Raw genomic sequence first — 20,350 nt, forward strand, 5'->3', positions numbered from 1 at the left:
GGCTGTCTTCGGCGCGGTCGTCGTCACGACTTGTCTCCCAGCACGCGGAACTGGATCACGCCGAGGATTCCGATCAGTACGGCGAGCGCGTAGGCGATGGCCGACGCGTAGCCGAAGTCGAAGTAGGTGAAGGCGTTCTGGTACAGGTACACACCGATGGTGAGGGTGGCGTTGTCGGGCCCGCCGCCGGTGAGGATGTAGGGCTCGTCGAAGATCTGGAGGGTGCCGATCGTGGACAGCACCGTGGTGAGCAGGAGCGCCGGCCGCAGCCCCGGCAGCGTCACATGCCGGAAGGACGCCCACGCCCCGGCCCCGTCGACGGACGCGGCGTCGTACAGCTCACCGGGGATCGTCTGGAGCCTGGCCAGCAGGATCACCGCGTTGTAACCGGTGTAGTGCCAGGTCAGCGCGAGACCGAGGGAGAGCTTCGCCCACAGCGGGTCGGTCAGCCACGGTACGGCGTCGAGGCCGATCCCGGAGAGCAGCCAGTTGACCAGCCCGTACTCCTTGTTGAGGAGCACGGAGAAGATGATTCCGTACGCCACCAGGCCGGTGACCATGGGCATGAAGAAGCCCAGCCGGAAGACGGAACGTCCGTGCAGCAGCGTCGAGTTGAGGGCGACGGCGAGCCCGGTGGCGAGCGCCAGCATCAGGGGGACCTGGACGACGAGGATGATCGCGGTGTTCTTCAGCGCGGTCCAGAAGAGCGGATCGTCCAGCAGCCGGGTGTAGTTGTCGGCGCCGACGAAGGTGTCGACCCCGTCGACCGTCTTGTGGAGGCTGAGGACGAAGGACCAGCCGATGGGGTACAGCTTGAACGTCGCGAACAGCGCGACCGCCGGGAGTACGAAGAGGTACGGGGCGAGTCGCCGCCCCTGCCACGTACGGCGCGCGGCCCTCGGAGGACCGGCGGTCGGGCGGCCCTTGTCCACCTCGGTGAGCGTGGCGGTCATCGCACGACCTTGCGCCCGGTCTGCTTGGCCAGTTGGTCGGCGGCGGCCTTCAGTACCGCGGCCGGGTCCGCGCCCCTGAGCAGCACCTTGGTCTGGGCGTCGGTGACGACCTTGAGCGCGCGGGCGTAGTCGGCCGTGTAGTTGAAGGCCGGTGACGGGGCGCGCAGGGCCTCGTAGAAGATCTCGCCCTTCTTCTGGCCGCTGAAGAACGTCGAGGGGGCGTGGAAGACCTCGTCCTCGTACGCCTTCATCAGGGCGGGCGCGATGCCCTGGTTTTTGTAGATCCTGACCTGCGAGGCGGGGCGCGTCAGTACGTACTCGATGAAGGTCCAGGCGGCGGCCTGGTTCTTGCTGCTGCCCGCGACGGCGAGGTGGGTGGAGTTGACGGTGGCGGCGTTGGTGCCGCCCTGGCGTACGGCCGGCGGAAGGCGGACCTTCCACTTGCCGGACTCCTCGGGCACCAGGTCCTCGATGACCCCGCCGAACCAGGTGGGCCAGGGCAGCACGGCGGCGGTGCCCTTCTTGATCGAGGTCTCCAGCGCCGTCCAGCCGCCGGCCAGATCGCTGACCAGGCCCGCGTCGTTCATCGTCTTGATGATCGTCATGGCCCGGACGGCCTCGGGGGAGTCGAGGGTGATGTCCCCTGCGGAGTCGAAGTAGAACTTCCCCTGGAGCTGGAGCAGCAACTGGAAGAAGTTGGCCGCGTCCGCCTCGGAGGCGGGCTTGTCGATGCCCAGCAGATGGGTGCCGGTCTTCGCCTTGATCTTCTTCCCGGCCTCGATGGCGTCGTCCCAGGTACCCAGGGCGTCGGCGTCGACCCCGGCCTCCTCGAAGATGTCGGCGCGGTAGTAGAAGCCGGCCGAGTTGGCCTCCCAGGGCAGGGCGCTGACCTTGCCGTCCTTGCCGGAGACGGTCTCCCACAGGCCCTGCGCGAAGGCGTCCTTGTAGGTGTCGGCGCCCAGCTTGCCCAGGTCCGCCAGGCCGCCCGGGAACTTCTCGACGTAGCCCGGGAGGTAGTCGACGCCGATGTGCAGGACATCGGCGAGGCCGCTGCCGCCGGCCCCCATCGCGGTGGTGATCTTGTCCCAGATCGCCGGGTTGCCGATGTCCTGGACGGTGACCTCGATGCCCGGGAACTTCTTGTTGAACTCCGGGACCAGCGCCTTCAGCTGCGCGGCGGGCCCCTGCCAACTCCACACCGTGATCGCGCCCTTGTCCTTGGCACCGGCGGATCCCGTGGCGCCGGTGTCACCCGAGCCCGAGCAGGCGGTCAGGCCGGTGAGACCGGCACCGGCGGCCAGCGCGCCGCCTATTCGCAGCACTCTGCGACGTTCCATGTCCATGGCTGGCCCACCCCTGCTCACACACCGTTGAGGAAGCTGACAGGCCCGGACGCTAGCAAGACGATCGCTCGACTTGCAATGGTGCGATGAAAACTTTCTGTCGAGTCGAACAATCCGCTACGTCAGATTCATTGCAAGTCTTCAGCAGCCATTGCTAGCGTGCCGCCCGCCACGTCAACGAAGACCGGGAGTTCAGCCGATGAGACCTGCCCGCCTGTCGCTTCTGTCCGCGCTCGCCCTGCTGGCGTCGCTGACGCCGCTCACCCTGGGGCAGGCCTCGGCCACTCCCGCCGCCGAAGCGGGCCCGTCGCCGGCCGAACCTCCCGCCCTGCTGGAGATCGCCAACCCCGGCCTCGAACTGGGCGCCGAGGGCTGGGAGTTCACCGCAGGCACGGGCATCGCCACCAACAACCCGCACGGCGGCTCGCGGCTCCTCTACCTCGACGCGAGGGCGGGGGCCGGGGCGGGGGCGGGAGCGGACAAGAAGGTTTCCCAGACGGTGACGGCCGACGGACGCGGGACGTACGACATATCGGCCTGGATCGCGACGGGCGGACCGGGCGGCCGGTACGTCGCACGCGTCAACGGCACCGAGGTCGCGTCCAGGACCCTGCCCGGCGCCTCCTCCTACCGCCGCCACACCCTCAGCCGGATCGCCCTCGACCGGGGCGACAGGCTGGAGATCGCCTTCGAGTCCGGCGCCGGCTGGATCAACGCCGACGACCTGATGGTGTCCCCCTCGTCGCCCGCCGACCCGCACGTCAGCTCCTCCGACCCGAAGATCGTCGAGATGTTCGACTGGTCGAAGCGCAAGGCCAACAGCTGGGTCCAACTGCCCGGCACCGAGGGCCCGCTCAACGTGGACGAGAACAACCTGCACGGCACCGGCTCCGGCGTCTACGCCCCGTCCTACTGGGCGGGCTACGCCAACCGCAGCGGCTACTACTCCCGCGACATGGCCCACCAACTGGCGGGCGCGAGCGTGCTGGGCCTCGGCGCCGAGAACAAGGCGATGCTGCGCTCGTACGCCGAGTCCGCCACCGCCGAGCACAAGTACTACCCGGTGTGGGCGCTCAATTTCGATGCCACGACGTACCTGTCCATCGACTACAAGGCACCCGACGACTTCGTACGCGAGGTGCCCGCCACCTTCGAACTCGTACAGAAGGCCGCCGAGGCCTACCGCTGGAGCGGCGACCGCGCCTACGTGGACGACCCGGCCCTCTGGAACTTCTACCGGCACGCCACGAACGAGTTCGTCGATCTGCACGACGGCCTGAAGGACAACGGGTCCGTGCAGGTCGCCGAGGGCACCGGGAAGGGCATCTTCGAGGGCGCGGCCAGCTACAACGAGCAGAGCGACGAGCCGCTGGCCGAGGCGGGCGACGCGATCGGCTCCCAGTACCAGGCGTATCTGGCGATGGCCTCACTCGCCCGCGGCAAGGGCGACCGCGCGCTGGCCACCGCGTACGACAAGAAGGCCAAGGCTCTCAAGACGTACTTCAACTCGACCTGGAGCGGGACGGGTTCGGGCGCGGACATGGTGCGCGGCTACACCACCGACGGAGCGCCGCTGACCGGCTGGGGCAAGGAGAACAGCTGGTTCATGCCGATGAAGAAGATCATTGAGCCGGGGGCCCGCAACGACGCGTATCTCGACTACATCGACGAGCAGGCGTCGGGCGCGGGCAGGCCCGCCAACATCGAGGCGATCTCGTATCTGCCCGACACCTTCTTCCGGAACAACCGTCAGGACACCGCCTGGAAGTGGATGACCTACGTCTACGACCAGAAGGACATCCAGCACGTCAACGCCAAGCAGGGCACCAACGGCGACTATCCCGAGATCTCCTTCACCCTGCTCGGCCAGACGGTGGAGGGCCTGATGGGCATCACGCCGAACGCGCCGGAGCACACCCTCACGACCGAGTCGAGGCTGCCCTCGGGCATGGACTGGCTGAAGATCGACGATCTGGCCGTCGGCGGCAACACCTTCGGGGTGCGGCACGACGGGGCGACGAAGTCCACCCTCACCAACTCGACCGGCCGGTCGGCCTATTCGTGGGAGGCGCGCTTTCCCGGCTCGTACTCCACGGTGAAGGTGAACGGCCAGGCGCGGAAGGCGCGGACCAAGGTCGTGGACGGGGTGACGTACACCTGTGCCACCGTGTCGGTGGGCCGGGGGAGGACCGTGACGGTCGAGGTCCGCTGAGTCGGTCCGCTGAGTCGGTCCGCCGAGTTGGTCCGCCGAGTTGGTCCGCGAGGGGTGTCGGCGAGGGGCCGGGCGCACCGCCCCTCGCGGGCGCGTCACTCCGCTGCGTGACTTCATCACGCTTACGGGTGACTGCGCTCGGTCCGTGTACGGGGCCAAGATCGCTTACATGAAATCCTCCTTGATCCGCCGCGCGTGTGCCGCCGCCCTGGTGCTGGCCACGACGATGGCCCCCGCGGTGGCGGCCCAGTCGGACGGCACCACCCCGAGGTCCGGCACCGCCGCGAAGCCCGCCGCCGGCACGAAAGCCGCCATCGGGGCGAAGGCGCGGTTGCTGGGCGAGAAGATCGTTCCGCGCAAACTCGCCTTCCAGGGCACGACCGTTGGCGGGCTGTCCGGCATCGACCGCAATCCGTGCACGGACGAGTACGTCATGATCAGCGACGACCGCTCGGTGCTGCAGCCCGCCCGCTTCTACACCGCGAGGATCGCGGTGGACGGCGCCGGGGTGCACTCCGTCGACTTCACCGGCACCCACCCGTTCCTCCAGCCGGACGGCTCGGTCTACCCGCCGGCGAGCGCCGGCGACGGCAAGGTCGTGGACCCCGAAGAGGTACGGGTGGATCCGCGGAGCTGCCGCTACTGGTGGGCGCAGGAGGGCGACCGGCCGAGATCGGCGAGCGCCCCGGTGATCCAGCCGTCGATCCAGTTCGCCGGCCGCTCCGGCGCCTACCGCGGCCAACTGCCGCTGCCGCCCAACTACGAGGTCACCAGGGGCGATCGGGGCCCGCGCCAGAACAAGGCGGTCGAGGCGATCACGTTCGGGGACAAGGACCGCGTGCTGACCAGCGCCGTCGAAGGTCCGCTGCTCCAGGACGGCCCGGACCCCACCCTGGAGCGCGGCGCCCTGGTCCGCGTCACCCAGCAGAGCCGGGACGGCGCCGTGCTGGGGCAGTTCGCCTACCCGCTGGAGAAGATCTTCGCCGAGTCCGACCCGTCCAGCCCGTGGCCCCCGGACACCGGCGTGCCCTCGATCCTCGCGTTCCCCGAGGACCCCAGCCGCTACCTCGTACTCGAACGTTCGTGGGTGGCGGGCTCGGGCTACAAGATCCGCGTCTACGACGCCACGACCCGCGGTGCTACCGAGGTGCGGAACATCGACTCGCTGGCCGGGCAGCGGGTCGTACCGATGCGCAAGAAACTGGTCGCGGACTTCGGCGACCTGGGCCTGTCCACGGTCGACAACACCGAGGGCATGACCTGGGGTCCGGCCCTGCCGGGCGGCGAGCGGACGCTGGTCCTGGTCAGCGACGACAACTTCGCCGACGACGCGGTCACCCAGATCGTCGCGCTCGGCGTCCGCGACCGCTGAGAAGCCGGTAACGGCGACGGGCAACGGCACGTGTCCTGAACGGGCTGAGACTTCGGGTCTCAGCCCGTTCGGTGCGTCGGCGCGCGCGCCCGTCGTCAGGCGCCGGCCAGCCGAGGGAAGAGAGCGAGCGCGTTGTCGCGCTCCACGCCCCGCAGTTCGTCCTTCGTGAAGCCGTCGAAGGACATGAGGTTGTCGATGTTGCGTACGGCGGTGGCCTCCGGGGCGGCCGGCCAGTCGGTGCCGAAGAGGATGTGGTCCGGCGCGGTCACCTCAAGGGTCGGCAGCAGTGAGTTACGGCTCCCGGCGAGCGCCGTGTCGTAGTAGAGCCCGCGCAGTACCTCGGCGACATGGGCCGGGTCGATGTCGGCGTCGTCCGGCCCCCGGCCCATGACGGTGTGTTCGTCGATCCGCCAGCCGAGTGTGGGCAGCGCCCCGCCGCAGTGCGCCAGGATCAGGCGCAGCCCCGGATGGCGCTGGAAGACCCCGGTGTAGAGGGCGTTGGTGATGGTGCGCGCGGTGTCGAAGGGGAACTCGACCACCGAACTCGGCCGGCCGAAGCCCAGGACGTCGATGTGCGGGCAGTCCGCCGGGTGCACGAAGACCGGTGTGCCCCGTCGCGCCAGCTCGGCCAGTACGGGTTCGAGCGACGGGTCGCCGAAGTAGCGCCCCAGGACGTTCGAGGTCAGTACCACTCCGTCGAGGCGCAACTCGTCCAGGGCGTACGCCAGTTCCGCCAGGGCCTCGTCGGGGCCGTCCGCGGGGAGTGTGGCGAAGGCGCCGAAGCGTTGAGGGTGCTTGGCGATCAGTTCGGCGTGCCCGTCGTTGATGATCCGGGACAGGCGCTTTCCGAACTCGGGGGCGTCCTCCGAGCCCGCGAACGCCATCGGCATGGACAGGAGTTGGGCGGCGATCTCCTGCCGGTCCATATAGGCGAGTGCGGCGTCCGGGGTCCACCGCACCGACATGCGATAGCCGCCGGTCAGCTGGTAGCCGCCGGCCACGATGGCCGCGACGGCTTCGTCCGAGATGCCGTGGGTGTGGACATCGACGCGTCGAGCGGACACGGCGTGCTCCTCTGCTTCCTGGTGCGTGGATGTGCTGGTCACTTGCGTTCTGCATCGACGGTAGACATTAAAGTGTTTACAGTCAATTAATGCGCACGGTCCGCGCCTCGCCGTAGGCCCCACCCGCTCGGGGATGGTCGATAAACCGCACTATCAGGGCTCATGTGACGGGCGTATCGCGTGCAGATTAAATTGACGGGTAACTCTTTAAGGCCTACGGTCGAATCACCGCCCCCGCCTCATGGGGGACCGCGGACCACTCCCCGGAGGGCTTCCATGCGCATCGGCGATGTGACAGTTCACCCCCTCTCGGACGGCGTCGTGCCGATGCCGCCCGGCCTGCTCTATCCCGACGTGCCCGCCTCCGTCTGGCAGGACCTGCCCGGCACCGTCGACGAACAGGGCCTGCTCCAAGTCCCCTTCGGCGGCTTCCTCGCCATGGACCGGCGCGGCAACCGCGTCGTCTTCGACCTCGGCGGCGGGCTCGACCCGCAGTTGCTGCCGGACGGTGAACTGCCTCCCGTACGTGAACTCCTGCCGCTGCGGCTGGCGGAGCTGGACTGCGCTCCCGCCTCCGTGACCGACGTCGTGCTCAGCCATCTGCACATCGACCACGTCGGGTGGGCCTCCACCGGGGGCGTCCCCACCTTTCCCGGGGCCAGGCACCACATCCACACCGAGGACTGGAAGCACTACGTGGACGGCGACGCGGACGACGCCGTACGCCGCAAAGTCGCCCCGCTCCGTGACGCCGCCCTGCTCTGGGACGGGGACTCCGTGTCGCCGTTCGACTGGCTGCGCCTGGTCCACGCACCGGGCCACACGCCGGGCACGTCGATAGCGCTGATCGAGTCGCGGGGCGAGAGCCTCGCCCTGGTCGGCGATCTCTTCCACCACCCGGCGGCGCTGGACCATCCGCACTGGCGGTGCGGCTTCGACTGGGACGCCCGGCAGGCGGAAGCCGCCCGCAGGCACTGGCTGGAGCGGCTGCGCACCACCCGTACACCGCTGGTCGGACCGCACTTCCCCGGTCTTGAACCGGTCACTCTCCACGGCGATTCCGGCGTTTCCTCGGAGAACTCCGTATCGAAGGGCCTGCCATGGACCGCGTGAAAGCAGCGGTGTGCCGACCGGGCGCCGGCGGCGACCTCTTCCGGCTGGAAGAGCTGACCGTCGAGGATCCCCGGCCGGACGAGGTGCTGGTGCGCTTCACCGCGGCCGGCCTGTGCCATACGGATCTGGAGGTGGCGGCCGGACGTATGCCGACGCCGTTCCCGGTCGTCGCCGGGCACGAGGGCGCCGGTGTGGTCGAGGCGGTCGGCCGGGCGGTCACCGGGTTCACCCCCGGTGACCGCGTGGTGGCGAGCTTCAGCTTCTGCGGCACCTGCCGCAACTGTCTGGACGGGCTGCCCGCCTACTGCCCGCAGCACTTCCCGCTGAACTTCGGCGCCGCACGCGCCGACGGCTCCGTCGGACTGCGCGACGCGTCGGGCGAGCCGGTGCACGACCACTTCTTCGGGCAGTCGTCCTTCGCCGGATACGGACTGTGCCGCCCCAGCAGCCTCATCAAGGTCGCCGACCCCACCCTCTCCGACGACGTGCTCGCCCCGCTGGGCTGCGGAGTCATCACAGGCGCCGGAGCGGTCTGGAACGTACTGCGCGTCCCGCCCGGCAGCACGGTGGCCGTCTTCGGCGCCGGAGCCGTGGGACTCAGCGCGGTCATGGCCGCCGTGGTGGCCGGCGCCGCACGGATCATCGTGAGCGACACCCACCAGTCGCGGCTCGACCTCGCCGTACAGCTGGGGGCGACCGATGTGTTCGACACCACGGACGGCACCGACACCACCGGCGGCACCGGGGCCGCGTGGATACGGGAGTTGACCGGCGGCCGAGGTGTCGACTTCAGCGTGGAGTCCACGGGCGTGCCCGAGGTGATGTCACAGGCCGTGGCCGCGCTCGCCCCCCTCGGGAGCGCGGCGATCCTCGGAGTCGCCCCCGCCGGCGCCGACCTGCGTACCAACGCCTTCGCGCTTCTCGAAGGACGGACCGTGACCGGTTCCATCGTCGGGCATCAAGCCCCGGCGGTACTCGTGCCCCGCGTCCTCGACCTGCACGCCAGGGGCCGCTTCCCGCTGGAGGCCATGATCCGCACCTATCCGCTGGACGACATCGGCAAGGCCGTGGACGACGCGCGCTCCGGGGCGGTCGTCAAGGCGGTGCTCCTCCACTGAGCCCTCCTCCACTGAGCCCTGCTCCATTGAGCCGGTGCCTCCCCACCCCCCTTCACCGCACACGCGTCACCCTCACCGAGCAAGGACGAAAGACATGTCAGGGATTCGTCTCTCCGAGGTGGTTCTGCGGACCACCGACTACGACCGCCTCTGCGATTTCTACTCCCTCCTGCTGGATCAGCCACGCAGCGTGGAGATGACCCCGCCGCCCTCCGACGATCCGGACGAGCCGTCGCGTATCTGCTTCCTCGACTTCTACTTCGACCCGCCGTACACCCAGCGCATCGCGGTCTTCGAGTGCGCCGACATCGGCGACGCCCGCTCCTCGCGCGGGCTGCACCACTTCCAGCTCCGTACGCCGACCCTCGACGCGCTGGTCGAGCTGTACGGCACCCTCAAGGGCGGCGGACATCTCCCCGTCGAGGCGTCCAACCACGGTCCGGGCACGAGCTTCTACTACCGCGACCCCGACGGAAACAAGGTCGAACTGTCGTCGCTGAACTTCTCCTCGCGGGATGAGATGCGGGCGTTCATGGCCACCGACGCCTTCAAGAACAACCCCAACGGCGCCCCGCTCGACCCGGAACGCCTGATGGCGGGCCGGGACGCCGGCGAGGACCTGAACGAATTGATCTGGGCGCGATGAGCCTCGACTCGGCCCCGGGCCCCACGGGCGACATCGGCGACGACACCACGTACGACGTGGTCGTCGTGGGCGGCGGCCCGGTCGGCATCGCCACCGCGATCGAACTGGGCACCCGCCGGCTCTCCGTACTCCTCGTCGAGCGCGAGGACGGCGTGGTCCGCTACCCGACGGCGGAGTCCGTCGACACCGCCTCCATGGAACTGCTGCGCAGATGGGGCATCGCCGATGCGGTGCTGCGCGGCGGCTTCCCCGCCGACGCGCGGCGGGACATCTCCTTCGTCTCCCGGATGACCGGTTACGAACTGGCCCGCTTCCCCCGCCCCGGCAACGCGGACCGGCGTTCCACCACGCACGGACTGAGCCCCGAAGGGGGCGTGTGGTGGCCGAAGTTCTGGTTCGACCCCACCCTGCGCGAGCGGGCGGCGGCCGAACCCACGGTGGAGCTTCGCCACGGCTGGACCTGCGGCGGATTCGAGGACGGCGCCGACGGTGTCACTGTGCGACTCGCGTCCACGGAACACGGCAAGCGGACCGTACGGGCCGGCTATGTGGTGGCCTGCGACGGCGCCGGGTCCCCGATCCGCAAGGCCCTGGGCATCGGCTCGCTGCGCGACTCCCCGGACGTACGGGCCCGCTGGCAGGGCGCCTATGTCCGCCTTCCCGGACTGCGCCGACGCGTCCCGCACGCCCCGGCCGTGCAGTACTACCTGCTCAACCCCCGCCGTATGATCCTCGGTTCGCTCGACGGCGGCGATCTGTGGCGTGTCACCTACCCCCTGGCCGACGGGGAGAGCCCCGCCGCCGCCGAGGTCAGCGCCACGATCGCGGACGCGCTCGACTGCGCGGCCGACGACGTCGACGTCCTCGACACCAGGGAGTGGAGCGGGGACGCGGTGGTGGCCGAGTCCTTCCGAGCCGGCCATGTCCTGCTGGCGGGCGACGCCGCGCATCGGATGTGGCCCTCGGGCGGGCACGGGATGAACACCGGCCTCGGCGATGTAGCAAACCTCGGCTGGAAGTTGGAGGCTGTTCTACGGGGCTGGGCCCCGGACACGCTGCTCGACACGTACACCGCCGAGCGCCGCCCGCACGCCGAGCGCCTGGTCCGCCGCGCCTGGCACAACTACCGCGCGGACAACGCGATCCGGCCCGACCCGGCACTGGACGACCCGGCGCGGAACGAGGCCCGGGTCCTGGCCGGCGAGCGGATCACCGCCACCCGGCAGACCGAGTGGCGCTCCCTCGGGGTCCAACTCGACGTGCGCTACCCCCGGTCACCGCTGATCGTCCCCGACGACATCTCGGACGACATCTCGGACGGCTCCGGGGGCAGCACCCCGGACGACACCCCCGAACCGCCGGCCGACTCGGAGACGTACACACCCACAGCGCGGCCCGGCCACCGCGCCCCGCACTTCACCCTGGCCGACGGACGGTCCGTACTCGACCTCTTCCGTGGCCGGTTCACCCTCCTGAACTTCGCGCCCGCCGTGGACAGCGGGGCCCTGGCCCTGGCGTTCCGGAACCGGCGGATACCCCTGGACGAGGAGTGGGCGGGCGCCCCCAGCGCCCGCGAGTTGTACGGCCGAGCGGTCGCTCTCGTACGACCTGACGGCATCGTCGCCTGGCGCGGTGACGCCTGTCCGGCGGACCCCGACGCACTGGTGGACCGGGTGATGGGCGGCTCGGGCGTCGCAGGCGTTACGGGCGCCACCGGCAGCGGCATCGCCACCGCCGCCACCGGCGTCGAGAACTGACAGGAGATCACCATGCTGCTCGCACAGACGGACGAAGGCATCGCGCGCATCGGCCCCGACGGGCCGCGACTCCTCGACCACTCCGGCCGAACGCTGGCGGACTTCGTCGTCGAGGGCCGGCTGGCCGAGCTGGCGGCCCTGCGGCCGGGTAAAGAGATCAACCGGGAGCGGGCCACGTTCGCGCCACCGGCCGGGCGCCCCGGCAAGATCATCGTCATCGGCCTCAACTACCGGGACCACGCGGCCGAGACGGGCAGCCCGCTGCCCCTCCTGCCCCGGTTCCATGTGATCCCCGGCTCCGCCGTCACCGGCTCGGGCGCCGTCGTCCGGCTGCCGCGATCCGCGCCGGACCGGGTCGACTACGAGGGTGAACTCGCCATCGTGATCGGGCGCACCGGCCGCGACATCCCCGAGGCGACGGCGTGGGAGCACGTCGCGGGCGCGACCGTGGCCAACGATCTCTCGGCGCGCGACATCCAGGCGGGCGAGAACCCGGCCCTGCCGATGGCCAGCCCGGCGGTCGGCAAGGGATTCGACGGCTTCAAGCCTCTCGGCCCCGCCCTGCTCACCACCGACGAACTGCGCGAGTACGACGCGCTGGGCATCACCACCGAGGTCAACGGTGTCGTACGTCAGCGGTCCACGACCGCCGAACTCATCTTCCCGGTGCCTCAACTCCTCGCGTACGTCAGCTCGTTCCTGACCCTGGAAGCCGGCGACATCATCCTCACCGGCACCCCGGGAGGAACCGGCGTCGCGGAAGGGCGGTTCCTCGCGGCGGGGGACGTCGTGACGGTGACGATCGACAGGATCGGCACGCTGACCACCACGCTGGCGGTGGCCGGATGACAAACACCGAATGCCCACTCTGCGTGCGGGCCGCGACCCTCGAAGCAGCCGCCGCCCCCGGCTGGCTGACCCGCACCGGACACTGGGGCGTCTCCCCGCACCCGGCCATACCGGTGCCCGGCTGGATCGCGGCCCAGACGCTGCGCCACACCGAAGGACTCGGCGCCCTGAATGCCGCCGAGAGCGCCGAACTCGGCCCGCTCCTGGCCCGGTTGAGCGCCGCCGTGACCCGGGTGACCGGCTCGGAGCGCGTGTACACGTACTCCCTCGGCGAGGGCTGTCCGCACACCCACATCCTGCTGGGCCCGCCCCGGCGAGACCTACGCGGCCCCGACTTCGTCACCGCACTGCTGCGGCGCGACGAGTCCCTGGCCGACGCGGCGGGCGCAAGCCGTATCGCCGGCGCACTGGCGGACGAACTGAACGGCCGCCCCCACCCCCCGACCACGGGAAACCCGACCACCGGAACCCCGACCACTGGAAAGCGGTGACCACCATGACAGAGACGACCGAAGTGCCCATCCCGGAGATCTTCGCGTACTTCCGGGCGATCGACACCCCCGCGGGGCAGTCGCTCAAATGGAAGCTGGAGCGGTACGCCAAGAGCCACCTGGAGGTGTCCGAGGAACTGGCGACGGCGTTCGGCCGGGCCATGAACACCGGCGACCGGCTCGGCGACGCCTACATCGACGCCGCCTTCGCCTCGCCCAAGGGCAAGTCACGTGCCAGGAAGGACGTCGAGCAGGCCCTCGTCGGCGGCATCGACAGCGTCAAGGACCCCTCGGCGGAACTGATCGCGCTGTTCGACCAGATCGACACCGACCCGGAGTGGGTGGACTGGGCGAAGGTCGAGCACGGCGCGGAGGTCTTCCGGCGGTACGGCAAGGAGCTGTACCCGTTCTTCGGAATGGCCACGTTCAACGCGTACGGGCTGGAGACCGTCGCCAAGCCGCTCGCGCTGACCGGCGCGTACACCGGCGGATCCGCGTTCGGGCGGTTCCTGGAGACCTCCCGTCTCTGGACGGACACGACCGAGCCCGGGGCCATGCGGCCCGGCGGCGTCGGACGCCGCTCCGCGGTGTTCGTACGCACCCTGCACTCGATGATCCGCCACACACTGCTTCCGCACCCCGAGTGGGACCGGGCCGAACTCGGAATGCCCATCAGCCAGTTCGCCCAGACGGGGACGCTGCTGCTCAGCTCGTTCGGCCCCGGAATGCAGCTCAAACTCCTCGGCTACCGGCCCACCGACGGCGACATCGAGGCGATGATGCACCACTGGCGCTACGTCGGACACCTCATGGGTGTCGAGCCGCCCTGGTACCCGGAGACCGTGACGGAGGGGTTCAAGGCCAACCTGCTGATGGGGCTCGCCGAGGCGCCGAAGATCGACGGGGACTCCCAGGAGCTGTGCCGGTCGTTCATGGACACCTACCTTCCCCCGGAGGACGCCCGGGGAGTGCGCCAGTTCTACGGCAGACTCCGCTACAAGGCCCAACTCGGCCACGCGCGCTTCTACTTGGGGCAGGAGGGTTACGAGGGTACGGGGCTGCCCGACGCCGGCCTCTGGCGCTTCGCCCCGCTCGCCCGCTTCCCCGGGAATGTGACACGCGAGACCCTTCGCCGGAACGTCCCCGGAGTGGCCGGGTGGATCGACCAGACCCACCGGCGCCATCGTCACGAGTTCCTCAACTCGAACCTGGAGGGCGGCGAAGCGAAGTTCACTCCCGTCGACAAGCTCACGCGGTAAACGAATAACCGCCCCGCCACCGCCCGCCGCACCCCGCCACCACTCCGCCATCACCCCGTCACCGCCCTGCAGGCAATTCATCTCCGCTCTCCTCGGTGCCGAACCGAGGAGAGCGGACACCGCTAAGCTGGTCCCGTGCCCGATACCCCACCACGCCCCGTCCGCCGACGAGGGCGTCCCCCCAAGGATGCCCAATTCGCCCCGACAGATCAGGTCATGGCCGCAGCGATCGAGGCATTCTCGGTGCACGGCTACAACGGGGTTTCGCTCCGCACGGTCAATGACGAACTGGGCGTCAGCCGCAATCTCCTCTACCAGCGTTTCGGTTCGAAGGAGAAACTGTGGCATGCCGCCGTGGACTGGGCCTTCGGCCCGCTCCTCGACCATCTGGAGGCCGCGGACGACGAATTGGCCGACCCCATGATTCGGCTCAGGGTACTGAGCCTGAATTTCATCGAGTACTCGGCCACGCGCCCGTATCTGGCACGCCTTGTCGTGATGGAGGGCGCGGTCGCCTCCGATCGCCTGGAGTATCTCTACCGGCACTACATCGAACCGGTCCGGTCGCGCTTCATACCCGTATTCGATCTGCTGCGCGAACAGGGAAGAATCAAGAACATTCCGGCCGAGGTCTTCTATTTCCTGCTCACCTCGGGAGGAACCGCGCCCTACGGCCAGAACGGGGTCGCGTCGCTGATGAATCCGGAGCTGGCGTCGACGGACGAGACCCGGGTAAGGCTCTACGCCGAGAATGTGGCCGAAGTGCTCATCAACGGGCTGTCGTTGACCGACTGAGTGCGCCGGCGCGCGGGCAGAGGTAGAAGAGTTCGGGGTCTCCCTCGTCGAGGCCGTGGAGAATGCCGGTCCGGCGCCACCCCGCGTGGTTCAGCAGCTGCCGCATGGGGTGGTTGGAGGCGTTGGTGGAGGTGAACAGCTTCGGGGTGGTGCACGCGGCCTCGACGGCGGTGAGGATTCGGGCTCCCACACCTCGCCGGCGGGCATCGGGCGCGATCATCACCAGGGTGAGAAAGCCCTGGTCGAAGAAGGTGTACTCCAGCACGCCGTAGCCCAGCGGCCTCGACGGCTTCGACGTGCTCGATGGTCCATCCGGTTCGTCCGGTCCGGCCAGCGCGGACGCGTCCTCGGCCAGCAGGACCAGGCCGCGTTCGCACCAGCGCCGGATGCTGTCCCGCCGTACGTCGTCACCCGCCGCCGCGATGGAATCGATCTCGGCCAACGCGGCCCAGTCCGACCCGTCCGCGCGTCTGACCCGAGGCCCACCGGGGCTGTCGACATCCATGGGACGCATCCTGGCAGCGGGTGCGGTGGTCGCGCTCGCCCATTCAGCCGAGGCGCGTCCGGAAGAAGTCGGTCAGCTTCGTGATCGCGGGCCCGACGTATTCCTCCCTGTCGTAGAGGTCCACATGGCTCGCGCCCTCGATCCAGTGCAGCTCCTTCGGGCCGCGGGCGTTCTGGAACGCCTCGACGCTCATCCAGGAGGTCACCGCCTCGCGTCCGGCGATCATGAGCAGCGGGCGCGGCGCGATCAGGTCGACGTACCGGAAGGCGTCGAAGAAGACCATGCGGTCGACGCTGGACCAGGTGAAGGTCTTCGCCGATCGCGGGTGCTGGGCTCGCTCGGTGCGGTAGTACTCGAAGCCCTCGGCGCCGTGCCGGCCGCCCTGGGCGCGGGCCTCCTCGATGGTGTCGGGGAAGAGTGTGAGGCCCTGGACCTCCTCGCCGCGGGCCTCGGCGGTCCGCGCCGCCGCCGCCGCGTCGAGCATCTGCTGGATGACGGCGGGATCCTGGGTGCCGTCGGGGCCCACCCGGAACTGGCGGGTGATGTCGACGGCGCTGACGGTGCCGACGGCCTTGACGCGGTGGTCGGTCGCGGCGGCGGGCAGTACGTATCCGCCCGAGGCGCAGATACCCATCGCTCCGATACGGTCGGCGTCGACCTCGTCACGGGTGGTGAGGTACGACACCGCGGCCTTGATGTCCTCGACCCGTTGCCCCGGGTCCTCCAGCCCGCGCGGGATGCCCTCGCTCTCGCCCTGGTACGCGGCGTCGAACGCGAGGGTGACGAAGCCCCGCTCGGCCAGGCGCCGCGCGTACAGGCCGGCGGTCTGCTCCTTCACGCCGCTGCCGGGGTGGCCGACGACGATCGCGGGGCGCGGGCCGACGGCTTCGCCGCCGGGGGTGTCTTCGCCGTCGGGGGTGTAGAGGTGGCCGGCGAGCTTCAGGCCGGCGCTGGGAATGGCGACATCTGTCCTCATGAGGTCCTCCGGTGGTTACGAGGGGTGGCCGTCCGATTCCGTTTCCGTCGGCCACGTCTCCCACCGTCGCGCCGGCCGGCGGCAGGTGCCAGGGATGGTCCTGCCTATGCGGACCAGTACCAGGCACATGGCCGCCGCAAGGCGGAGACTGGAAGTCATGGAACACAGTGGCGCCGCTTCCGACGGCAACGAACTGGGCGATTTCCTGCGCGCCCGGCGCGCGAGCCTCACCCCGCACCTGGTGGGCCTGCCGGACGACGGGACGCTGCGCCGTGTCCCTGGCCTGCGCCGCGAGGAGCTGGCCCAGCTCGCGCATGTGAGCGTCGACTATGTCGTACGGCTGGAACAGGGCCGTACGCGCCGAGTCTCCCGCCCCGTCCTCGACGCCCTCGCCGACGCGCTGAATCTCGCCCCTGACGAGCGCGCGTACCTGTTCACCGTCGCCGATGTCACGCAGCCCGCCCCCGCCCGGACGCCGGCCAGGCAGACGGTCGACCCCCGGCTGCGGCAGCTGCTCGACGGCATGCGCGACATCCCCGCCATGGTCCTCAACCGCCGCATGGACGTACTGGCCTGGAATCCGGCGGCGGCCGCCCTGCTGACCGACTTCGGGGAACTGCCCCCGGCCGAGCGCAACTTGATCCGGCTGACATTCCTGGACGACGACTACCGGGCCCTGTACGCGGACTGGCCACGCGCCGCGCGCGAATGCGTCGCGGTCCTGCGGATGGAGGCCGGACGCGATCCCGCCGACCGGGCCCTGGCCGCGCTGATCGGCGAACTCAGCGTCCGCGACGCGGACTTCCGTACGTGGTGGGCGAGCCACCAGGTCCGCGGACCGAGGCAGCTCACCAAGACGTACCACCACCCGGTCGTCGGCACGCTCACCCTCGATGTGCAGCAGTTCTCCGTCGGCACCCAGCCCGACCAGCAACTGGTCGCCTACACCGCCCCACCTGGCTCGTCCTCCCACGAAGCGCTGCGGTTCCTCCTCCAGATCGCTTGCTGAACTCGCTTGCTGAACGGAGTGCGCGGGCGTACGCCACAAGGGTCGCGCCCAAGAGTGTCGGAGCCGCCGGTAGGTCGTTGATCGTTTGCGGCCGGACGAATATGCGTGCGGCACGCTCTGTGACAGGCACCGGGACCGTGTCCCCGGGAGCCTCCGGCGAAGGAGCAGCGATGGGCGTGGAGTTGCGGACCGTGGGCGGCGGCGGTGTGGCCAAGGCGGGTGTGCGGGCCGCGGTGGTCGGTGCGGTGGCCGGGGCGGCGCTCCTCCCGGCGGGCGCCGCGCAGGCGAACGTCGTCGGGATCGGGAACGCGGCGTTCGGCAACGGCTGCGTCCAGGACCAGCCGGGCGCCCGGTCCGAGGGCGCCACGGTGGCCGGCAGCGGGCTGGGCGGCGGCAACCAGGCCGGTCTGCCGCTGAGTCTGCCGCGTAACCACTGCGGCAGCAGCGGCATCGTCTGCACCGCCCTGTTCGGGTCCAGCGTCTGATCCGAAGGTCCGAAGGTCCGAAGGGACGGGCGAGCGGCGGGAGATCAGCCGGATGGTGGCGAGCGCAGCGACCTCAGAAGCCGGGGTCAAGGTCGAGGTCGAGGTCGAGACGCGTGCGGTGACGGAGCTGCTGGCTCTGAGCGGGCGGGCGTTGCCGCTGCTGAACGAGTGGGCGGCCGGGGAGCCGGACAGCGGTGTGGCAAGGGCGCTGCTGATGCTGGCGACCGGGGACAGGCTCGGCGACGCCGAGTTGAAGGAGCAACTGGTCGTCGCGCACCGGGACGCGCTGGCGGCGGGGGAGCGGCAGGCGAGCCTCGTCCACGGAGTGTTCCTCCACACCCACCGGCACTACCGGCTCAGCGCCGATCACCTGGTGACGCACTTCGCCCGGTGGCCCGCCGACGAGGTGGCCGGGCTCATGCTGGGCGCCTTCCACGCCAGCGAGGACCCCGCCTACCGCGCGTACGGCGATGCCGTCGTCGAGGAACAGGCGGCGTCGGCGGGCCCGGCCAACTGGCCCTGGACGAGCTGGCTCGCCGCCACCCGGGCCGAGCAGGGCCGGGCGCGGGAGGCCCACCTGCTGGCCGAGCGGGCGTTGACCCTGTACCCCCGCTCGGGCGTGGCCGCGCACGCCCTCGCCCACGCGGAGCACGAACTGGGCACCGGCCCCGCGTGCGTCGCGTTCCTGGACGACTGGCTTGCGGCGGACCCGGGGGCCGTGCAGTCGCGGCATCTCAACTGGCATGCCGCACTCCAGTCGATCGCCTCCGGCGACTTCCCCGAAGCGCGGCGACGCGCGGACGCGGCCCTGACGCGCGGTGATGTGGGGATGCGGGCCGCGACGAACTGGCGGCTGCTGCTGGCCGGACAGACCCCGGCGGGCCGCTGCGACCTGGAGCACGTACGGCGACTGCTGGCCGAACCGGGCGGGACGGCGGAGATCTTCCACACCTTCAACCTGGCACTCGCCCTGGCCGTGGAGGCCGCCACCGAGGATCTGCACGCCCTGGCCCACCGCGCCGCCGCCGACCGGCGCCCCACATTTCGTGACGTCCTGGCCCCCGTGGTCCAAGCGCTCGCGGAGGTCACGGCGGGCCGCCCCCGGGCGGCGGCGGACCTGCTCACCTGCCTCGGCGACAAGGCGGAACAGATCGGCGGAGTAAGGGTGGAGCGCGAGATCATCCAGGACACGCTCGCCCGCGCGCTGGCCGACGCGGGCGAGGGAGCCCGTGCGGCCCGGCTGCTCCACGACCGCACCACCACCCGCCGTCATCACGCCTACGAGGACCTGCTCCTCACCCGTACCACGTCCGTCACGGCGGCCGGACCCCGCTGAACTCACCTCACCGCAGGGCCAGTTGCCACAGCCGGGGCCGGACAGCCCCGCCTACTTCCGGGAGATGTTCCATGGCCGTGCCCCAGATGATCGCCGTCTCCCTGCCGGGCAGCGGCACCTCGCTGCTGGCGGACGTCACCGGCACCCTCGGTTACACCTCGTACGGCACGATGAGCGGCGACCCGGCCGCCGGTGCCGGGCATCCCGGCCCCGGCGAGGTGTACTCCCTGCTCACGGCCGCGTACGGCCCGGACCGGACAGCACTTCTGCTGAATCCGCAGCACGACCGTGAATCCCTCGAAATCGCCTTCCACCAGGCGGTCGGCGCCCTGTGGCGGGTGTGGTGGACCCGCCTGGGCCAGCCCACCACCCTCCACTCACCCGTCGACCCGGACACCGAGTCCCGCCTCGCCCGCCTGCCGGACACCACGCTGCTCACCCTGCTGCCGGGCCGGGGCTGCTGGTACGTCACGGGGCTGGACCTCCACAGGGCCGACGCGGACTTCCTCCGCTCCTGGCACACCCGGTCCCAGCCGCCGATCGTCTACCACCACCGTGACATCCGGGACCGGATCATCAGCCAGATCCGCGCGCTCTCCCAGCCCGGGGACCGCGTCGGCTCCCTTCCCGAACACCTCATCTACCGCGACATCCTCGCCACCCGCCCCACTCTGGACGCCAAGATCACGCTCGCCCTGACCGACCCCGGCTTCCCCGGCATGCGAGAAGCCCACCGCGGCCGATGGCTCCTCCACCACCCGGCGATCTGTGTGATCACCCACGAAGAACTCGCCGGCCCCGCCCTCGGCGGCACCACCGACGCCCGCGAACGGGCCCTCACCCGGCTCCTGCACGCCACCGGCCATCCCGCCCCGCCCGATGCGGCCGACTTCCCTCCACCACCGGCCGACGGCGCCGACGACCTCGCGGTGGGCATCGGGCGCGAACTCTTCACCCCCGCCCACGAAGATCTGCTCCGCCACCACCACAGCGCCCTGCTGCCTCCCGACCCACCGGGTGCCACACCCCGGAACGCCGGAACCGGAGTCACCGCACCCGCGTGGTGA

19 protein-coding genes are annotated in these 20,350 nt (G+C 70.4%); 14 read left to right on the top strand and 5 right to left on the bottom strand.

What is annotated here, in order from left to right:
- Positions 1 to 23: 23 nt before the first annotated feature.
- Together ACFT9I_RS11775 and ACFT9I_RS11780 are read right to left on the bottom strand one after the other, a co-directional pair.
- Positions 24 to 953, bottom strand: a complete 930-nt coding sequence (locus ACFT9I_RS11775) for a carbohydrate ABC transporter permease (protein ID WP_382563172.1) — start codon at positions 951 to 953, stop codon at positions 24 to 26.
- Complete coding sequence (locus tag ACFT9I_RS11780; protein WP_382563174.1) at positions 950 to 2,296, bottom strand: ABC transporter substrate-binding protein; 1,347 nt, start codon at positions 2,294 to 2,296, stop codon at positions 950 to 952. The genes ACFT9I_RS11775 and ACFT9I_RS11780 overlap by 4 nt, the downstream gene beginning before the upstream one ends.
- Before the next feature lie 199 nt (positions 2,297 to 2,495).
- Here ACFT9I_RS11780 and ACFT9I_RS11785 point away from each other — a divergent pair, with 199 nt between their 5' ends.
- Positions 2,496 to 4,508, top strand: a complete 2,013-nt coding sequence (locus tag ACFT9I_RS11785) for a hypothetical protein (protein WP_382563176.1) — start codon at positions 2,496 to 2,498, stop codon at positions 4,506 to 4,508.
- A 169-nt stretch (positions 4,509 to 4,677) separates the two neighbouring features.
- Complete coding sequence (locus ACFT9I_RS11790; RefSeq protein WP_382563178.1) at positions 4,678 to 5,880, top strand: esterase-like activity of phytase family protein; 1,203 nt, start codon at positions 4,678 to 4,680, stop codon at positions 5,878 to 5,880.
- Between the two features lie 95 nt (positions 5,881 to 5,975).
- Here the strand turns inward: ACFT9I_RS11790 and ACFT9I_RS11795 are convergent, their stop codons facing one another.
- The gene (locus tag ACFT9I_RS11795; RefSeq protein WP_382563180.1) at positions 5,976 to 6,944 is read right to left on the bottom strand and encodes an amidohydrolase family protein; all 969 of its coding nucleotides are present in this window, start codon (positions 6,942 to 6,944) and stop codon (positions 5,976 to 5,978) included.
- 276 nt (positions 6,945 to 7,220) lie between these two features.
- Between ACFT9I_RS11795 and ACFT9I_RS11800 the strand changes: the two genes are divergently transcribed.
- From ACFT9I_RS11800 to ACFT9I_RS11835, 8 genes are all read left to right on the top strand, one after another.
- Positions 7,221 to 8,057 carry an MBL fold metallo-hydrolase gene (locus tag ACFT9I_RS11800; RefSeq protein WP_382563182.1) on the top strand — a complete coding sequence of 279 codons (837 nt, stop codon included), beginning with the start codon at positions 7,221 to 7,223 and terminating at the stop codon, positions 8,055 to 8,057.
- A complete protein-coding gene (locus tag ACFT9I_RS11805) occupies positions 8,045 to 9,175 on the top strand; it encodes an NAD(P)-dependent alcohol dehydrogenase (protein WP_382563184.1) in 1,131 nt (376 codons plus the stop codon). Before ACFT9I_RS11800 ends, ACFT9I_RS11805 begins: the two co-directional genes overlap by 13 nt.
- Before the next feature lie 94 nt (positions 9,176 to 9,269).
- Entirely contained in the window at positions 9,270 to 9,821 is a 552-nt protein-coding gene (locus ACFT9I_RS11810; RefSeq protein WP_382563186.1) for a VOC family protein, read from the top strand.
- Complete coding sequence (locus tag ACFT9I_RS11815; protein WP_382563188.1) at positions 9,818 to 11,578, top strand: FAD-dependent monooxygenase; 1,761 nt, start codon at positions 9,818 to 9,820, stop codon at positions 11,576 to 11,578. The genes ACFT9I_RS11810 and ACFT9I_RS11815 overlap by 4 nt, the downstream gene beginning before the upstream one ends.
- A 12-nt stretch (positions 11,579 to 11,590) precedes the next feature.
- On the top strand, positions 11,591 to 12,427 hold the full coding sequence (locus tag ACFT9I_RS11820) for a fumarylacetoacetate hydrolase family protein (RefSeq protein ID WP_382563190.1): 837 nt from the start codon (positions 11,591 to 11,593) through the stop codon (positions 12,425 to 12,427).
- A complete protein-coding gene (locus ACFT9I_RS11825) occupies positions 12,424 to 12,918 on the top strand; it encodes a hypothetical protein (RefSeq protein ID WP_382563193.1) in 495 nt (164 codons plus the stop codon). Before ACFT9I_RS11820 ends, ACFT9I_RS11825 begins: the two co-directional genes overlap by 4 nt.
- Positions 12,919 to 12,923: 5 nt before the next feature.
- Positions 12,924 to 14,177 (top strand): oxygenase MpaB family protein, encoded by a 1,254-nt coding sequence (locus ACFT9I_RS11830; protein ID WP_382563195.1) that lies wholly within the window; start codon positions 12,924 to 12,926, stop codon positions 14,175 to 14,177.
- A gap of 216 nt (positions 14,178 to 14,393) precedes the next feature.
- Complete coding sequence (locus ACFT9I_RS11835; protein ID WP_382563197.1) at positions 14,394 to 14,972, top strand: TetR/AcrR family transcriptional regulator; 579 nt, start codon at positions 14,394 to 14,396, stop codon at positions 14,970 to 14,972.
- On the opposite strand, the gene ACFT9I_RS11840 is transcribed toward ACFT9I_RS11835, so the two are convergent.
- Positions 14,947 to 15,477, bottom strand: a complete 531-nt coding sequence (locus tag ACFT9I_RS11840; protein ID WP_382563199.1) for a GNAT family N-acetyltransferase — start codon at positions 15,475 to 15,477, stop codon at positions 14,947 to 14,949. The two genes, ACFT9I_RS11835 and ACFT9I_RS11840, sit on opposite strands and share 26 nt — an antisense overlap.
- A 43-nt stretch (positions 15,478 to 15,520) precedes the next feature.
- Complete coding sequence (locus ACFT9I_RS11845; protein ID WP_382563201.1) at positions 15,521 to 16,453, bottom strand: alpha/beta hydrolase; 933 nt, start codon at positions 16,451 to 16,453, stop codon at positions 15,521 to 15,523.
- A gap of 157 nt (positions 16,454 to 16,610) precedes the next feature.
- Between ACFT9I_RS11845 and ACFT9I_RS11850 the strand changes: the two genes are divergently transcribed.
- The 4 genes from ACFT9I_RS11850 to ACFT9I_RS11865 all read left to right on the top strand — a co-directional run bounded on the left by ACFT9I_RS11850 (position 16,611) and on the right by ACFT9I_RS11865 (position 20,350).
- Positions 16,611 to 17,462 (top strand): helix-turn-helix domain-containing protein, encoded by an 852-nt coding sequence (locus ACFT9I_RS11850; protein WP_382563203.1) that lies wholly within the window; start codon positions 16,611 to 16,613, stop codon positions 17,460 to 17,462.
- A gap of 170 nt (positions 17,463 to 17,632) precedes the next feature.
- A complete protein-coding gene (locus tag ACFT9I_RS11855; RefSeq protein WP_382563204.1) occupies positions 17,633 to 17,947 on the top strand; it encodes a chaplin family protein in 315 nt (104 codons plus the stop codon).
- 52 nt (positions 17,948 to 17,999) lie between these two features.
- Positions 18,000 to 19,283 carry a hypothetical protein gene (locus tag ACFT9I_RS11860; protein ID WP_382563206.1) on the top strand — a complete coding sequence of 428 codons (1,284 nt, stop codon included), beginning with the start codon at positions 18,000 to 18,002 and terminating at the stop codon, positions 19,281 to 19,283.
- Between the two features lie 71 nt (positions 19,284 to 19,354).
- A complete protein-coding gene (locus tag ACFT9I_RS11865) occupies positions 19,355 to 20,350 on the top strand; it encodes a hypothetical protein (protein ID WP_382563208.1) in 996 nt (331 codons plus the stop codon).

It is taken from the genome of Streptomyces sp. NPDC057137 (assembly GCF_042670825.1).
In the GTDB taxonomy this organism is placed as follows: domain Bacteria; phylum Actinomycetota; class Actinomycetes; order Streptomycetales; family Streptomycetaceae; genus Streptomyces.

Coding starts and splice junctions, on each gene's coding strand:
- ACFT9I_RS11815 (WP_382563188.1), top strand. CDS start 9,818: ATGAGCCTCGACTCGGCCCCGGGCCCCACGGGCGACATCGGCGACGAC.
- ACFT9I_RS11825 (WP_382563193.1), top strand. CDS start 12,424: ATGACAAACACCGAATGCCCACTCTGCGTGCGGGCCGCGACCCTCGAA.
- ACFT9I_RS11865 (WP_382563208.1), top strand. CDS start 19,355: ATGGCCGTGCCCCAGATGATCGCCGTCTCCCTGCCGGGCAGCGGCACC.
- ACFT9I_RS11860 (WP_382563206.1), top strand. CDS start 18,000: ATGGTGGCGAGCGCAGCGACCTCAGAAGCCGGGGTCAAGGTCGAGGTC.
- ACFT9I_RS11800 (WP_382563182.1), top strand. CDS start 7,221: ATGCGCATCGGCGATGTGACAGTTCACCCCCTCTCGGACGGCGTCGTG.
- ACFT9I_RS11810 (WP_382563186.1), top strand. CDS start 9,270: ATGTCAGGGATTCGTCTCTCCGAGGTGGTTCTGCGGACCACCGACTAC.
- ACFT9I_RS11785 (WP_382563176.1), top strand. CDS start 2,496: ATGAGACCTGCCCGCCTGTCGCTTCTGTCCGCGCTCGCCCTGCTGGCG.
- ACFT9I_RS11840 (WP_382563199.1), bottom strand. CDS start 15,477: ATGGATGTCGACAGCCCCGGTGGGCCTCGGGTCAGACGCGCGGACGGG.
- ACFT9I_RS11780 (WP_382563174.1), bottom strand. CDS start 2,296: ATGGACATGGAACGTCGCAGAGTGCTGCGAATAGGCGGCGCGCTGGCC.
- ACFT9I_RS11830 (WP_382563195.1), top strand. CDS start 12,924: ATGACAGAGACGACCGAAGTGCCCATCCCGGAGATCTTCGCGTACTTC.
- ACFT9I_RS11845 (WP_382563201.1), bottom strand. CDS start 16,453: ATGAGGACAGATGTCGCCATTCCCAGCGCCGGCCTGAAGCTCGCCGGC.
- ACFT9I_RS11855 (WP_382563204.1), top strand. CDS start 17,633: ATGGGCGTGGAGTTGCGGACCGTGGGCGGCGGCGGTGTGGCCAAGGCG.
- ACFT9I_RS11820 (WP_382563190.1), top strand. CDS start 11,591: ATGCTGCTCGCACAGACGGACGAAGGCATCGCGCGCATCGGCCCCGAC.
- ACFT9I_RS11805 (WP_382563184.1), top strand. CDS start 8,045: ATGGACCGCGTGAAAGCAGCGGTGTGCCGACCGGGCGCCGGCGGCGAC.
- ACFT9I_RS11775 (WP_382563172.1), bottom strand. CDS start 953: ATGACCGCCACGCTCACCGAGGTGGACAAGGGCCGCCCGACCGCCGGT.
- ACFT9I_RS11835 (WP_382563197.1), top strand. CDS start 14,394: ATGGCCGCAGCGATCGAGGCATTCTCGGTGCACGGCTACAACGGGGTT.
- ACFT9I_RS11850 (WP_382563203.1), top strand. CDS start 16,611: ATGGAACACAGTGGCGCCGCTTCCGACGGCAACGAACTGGGCGATTTC.
- ACFT9I_RS11790 (WP_382563178.1), top strand. CDS start 4,678: ATGAAATCCTCCTTGATCCGCCGCGCGTGTGCCGCCGCCCTGGTGCTG.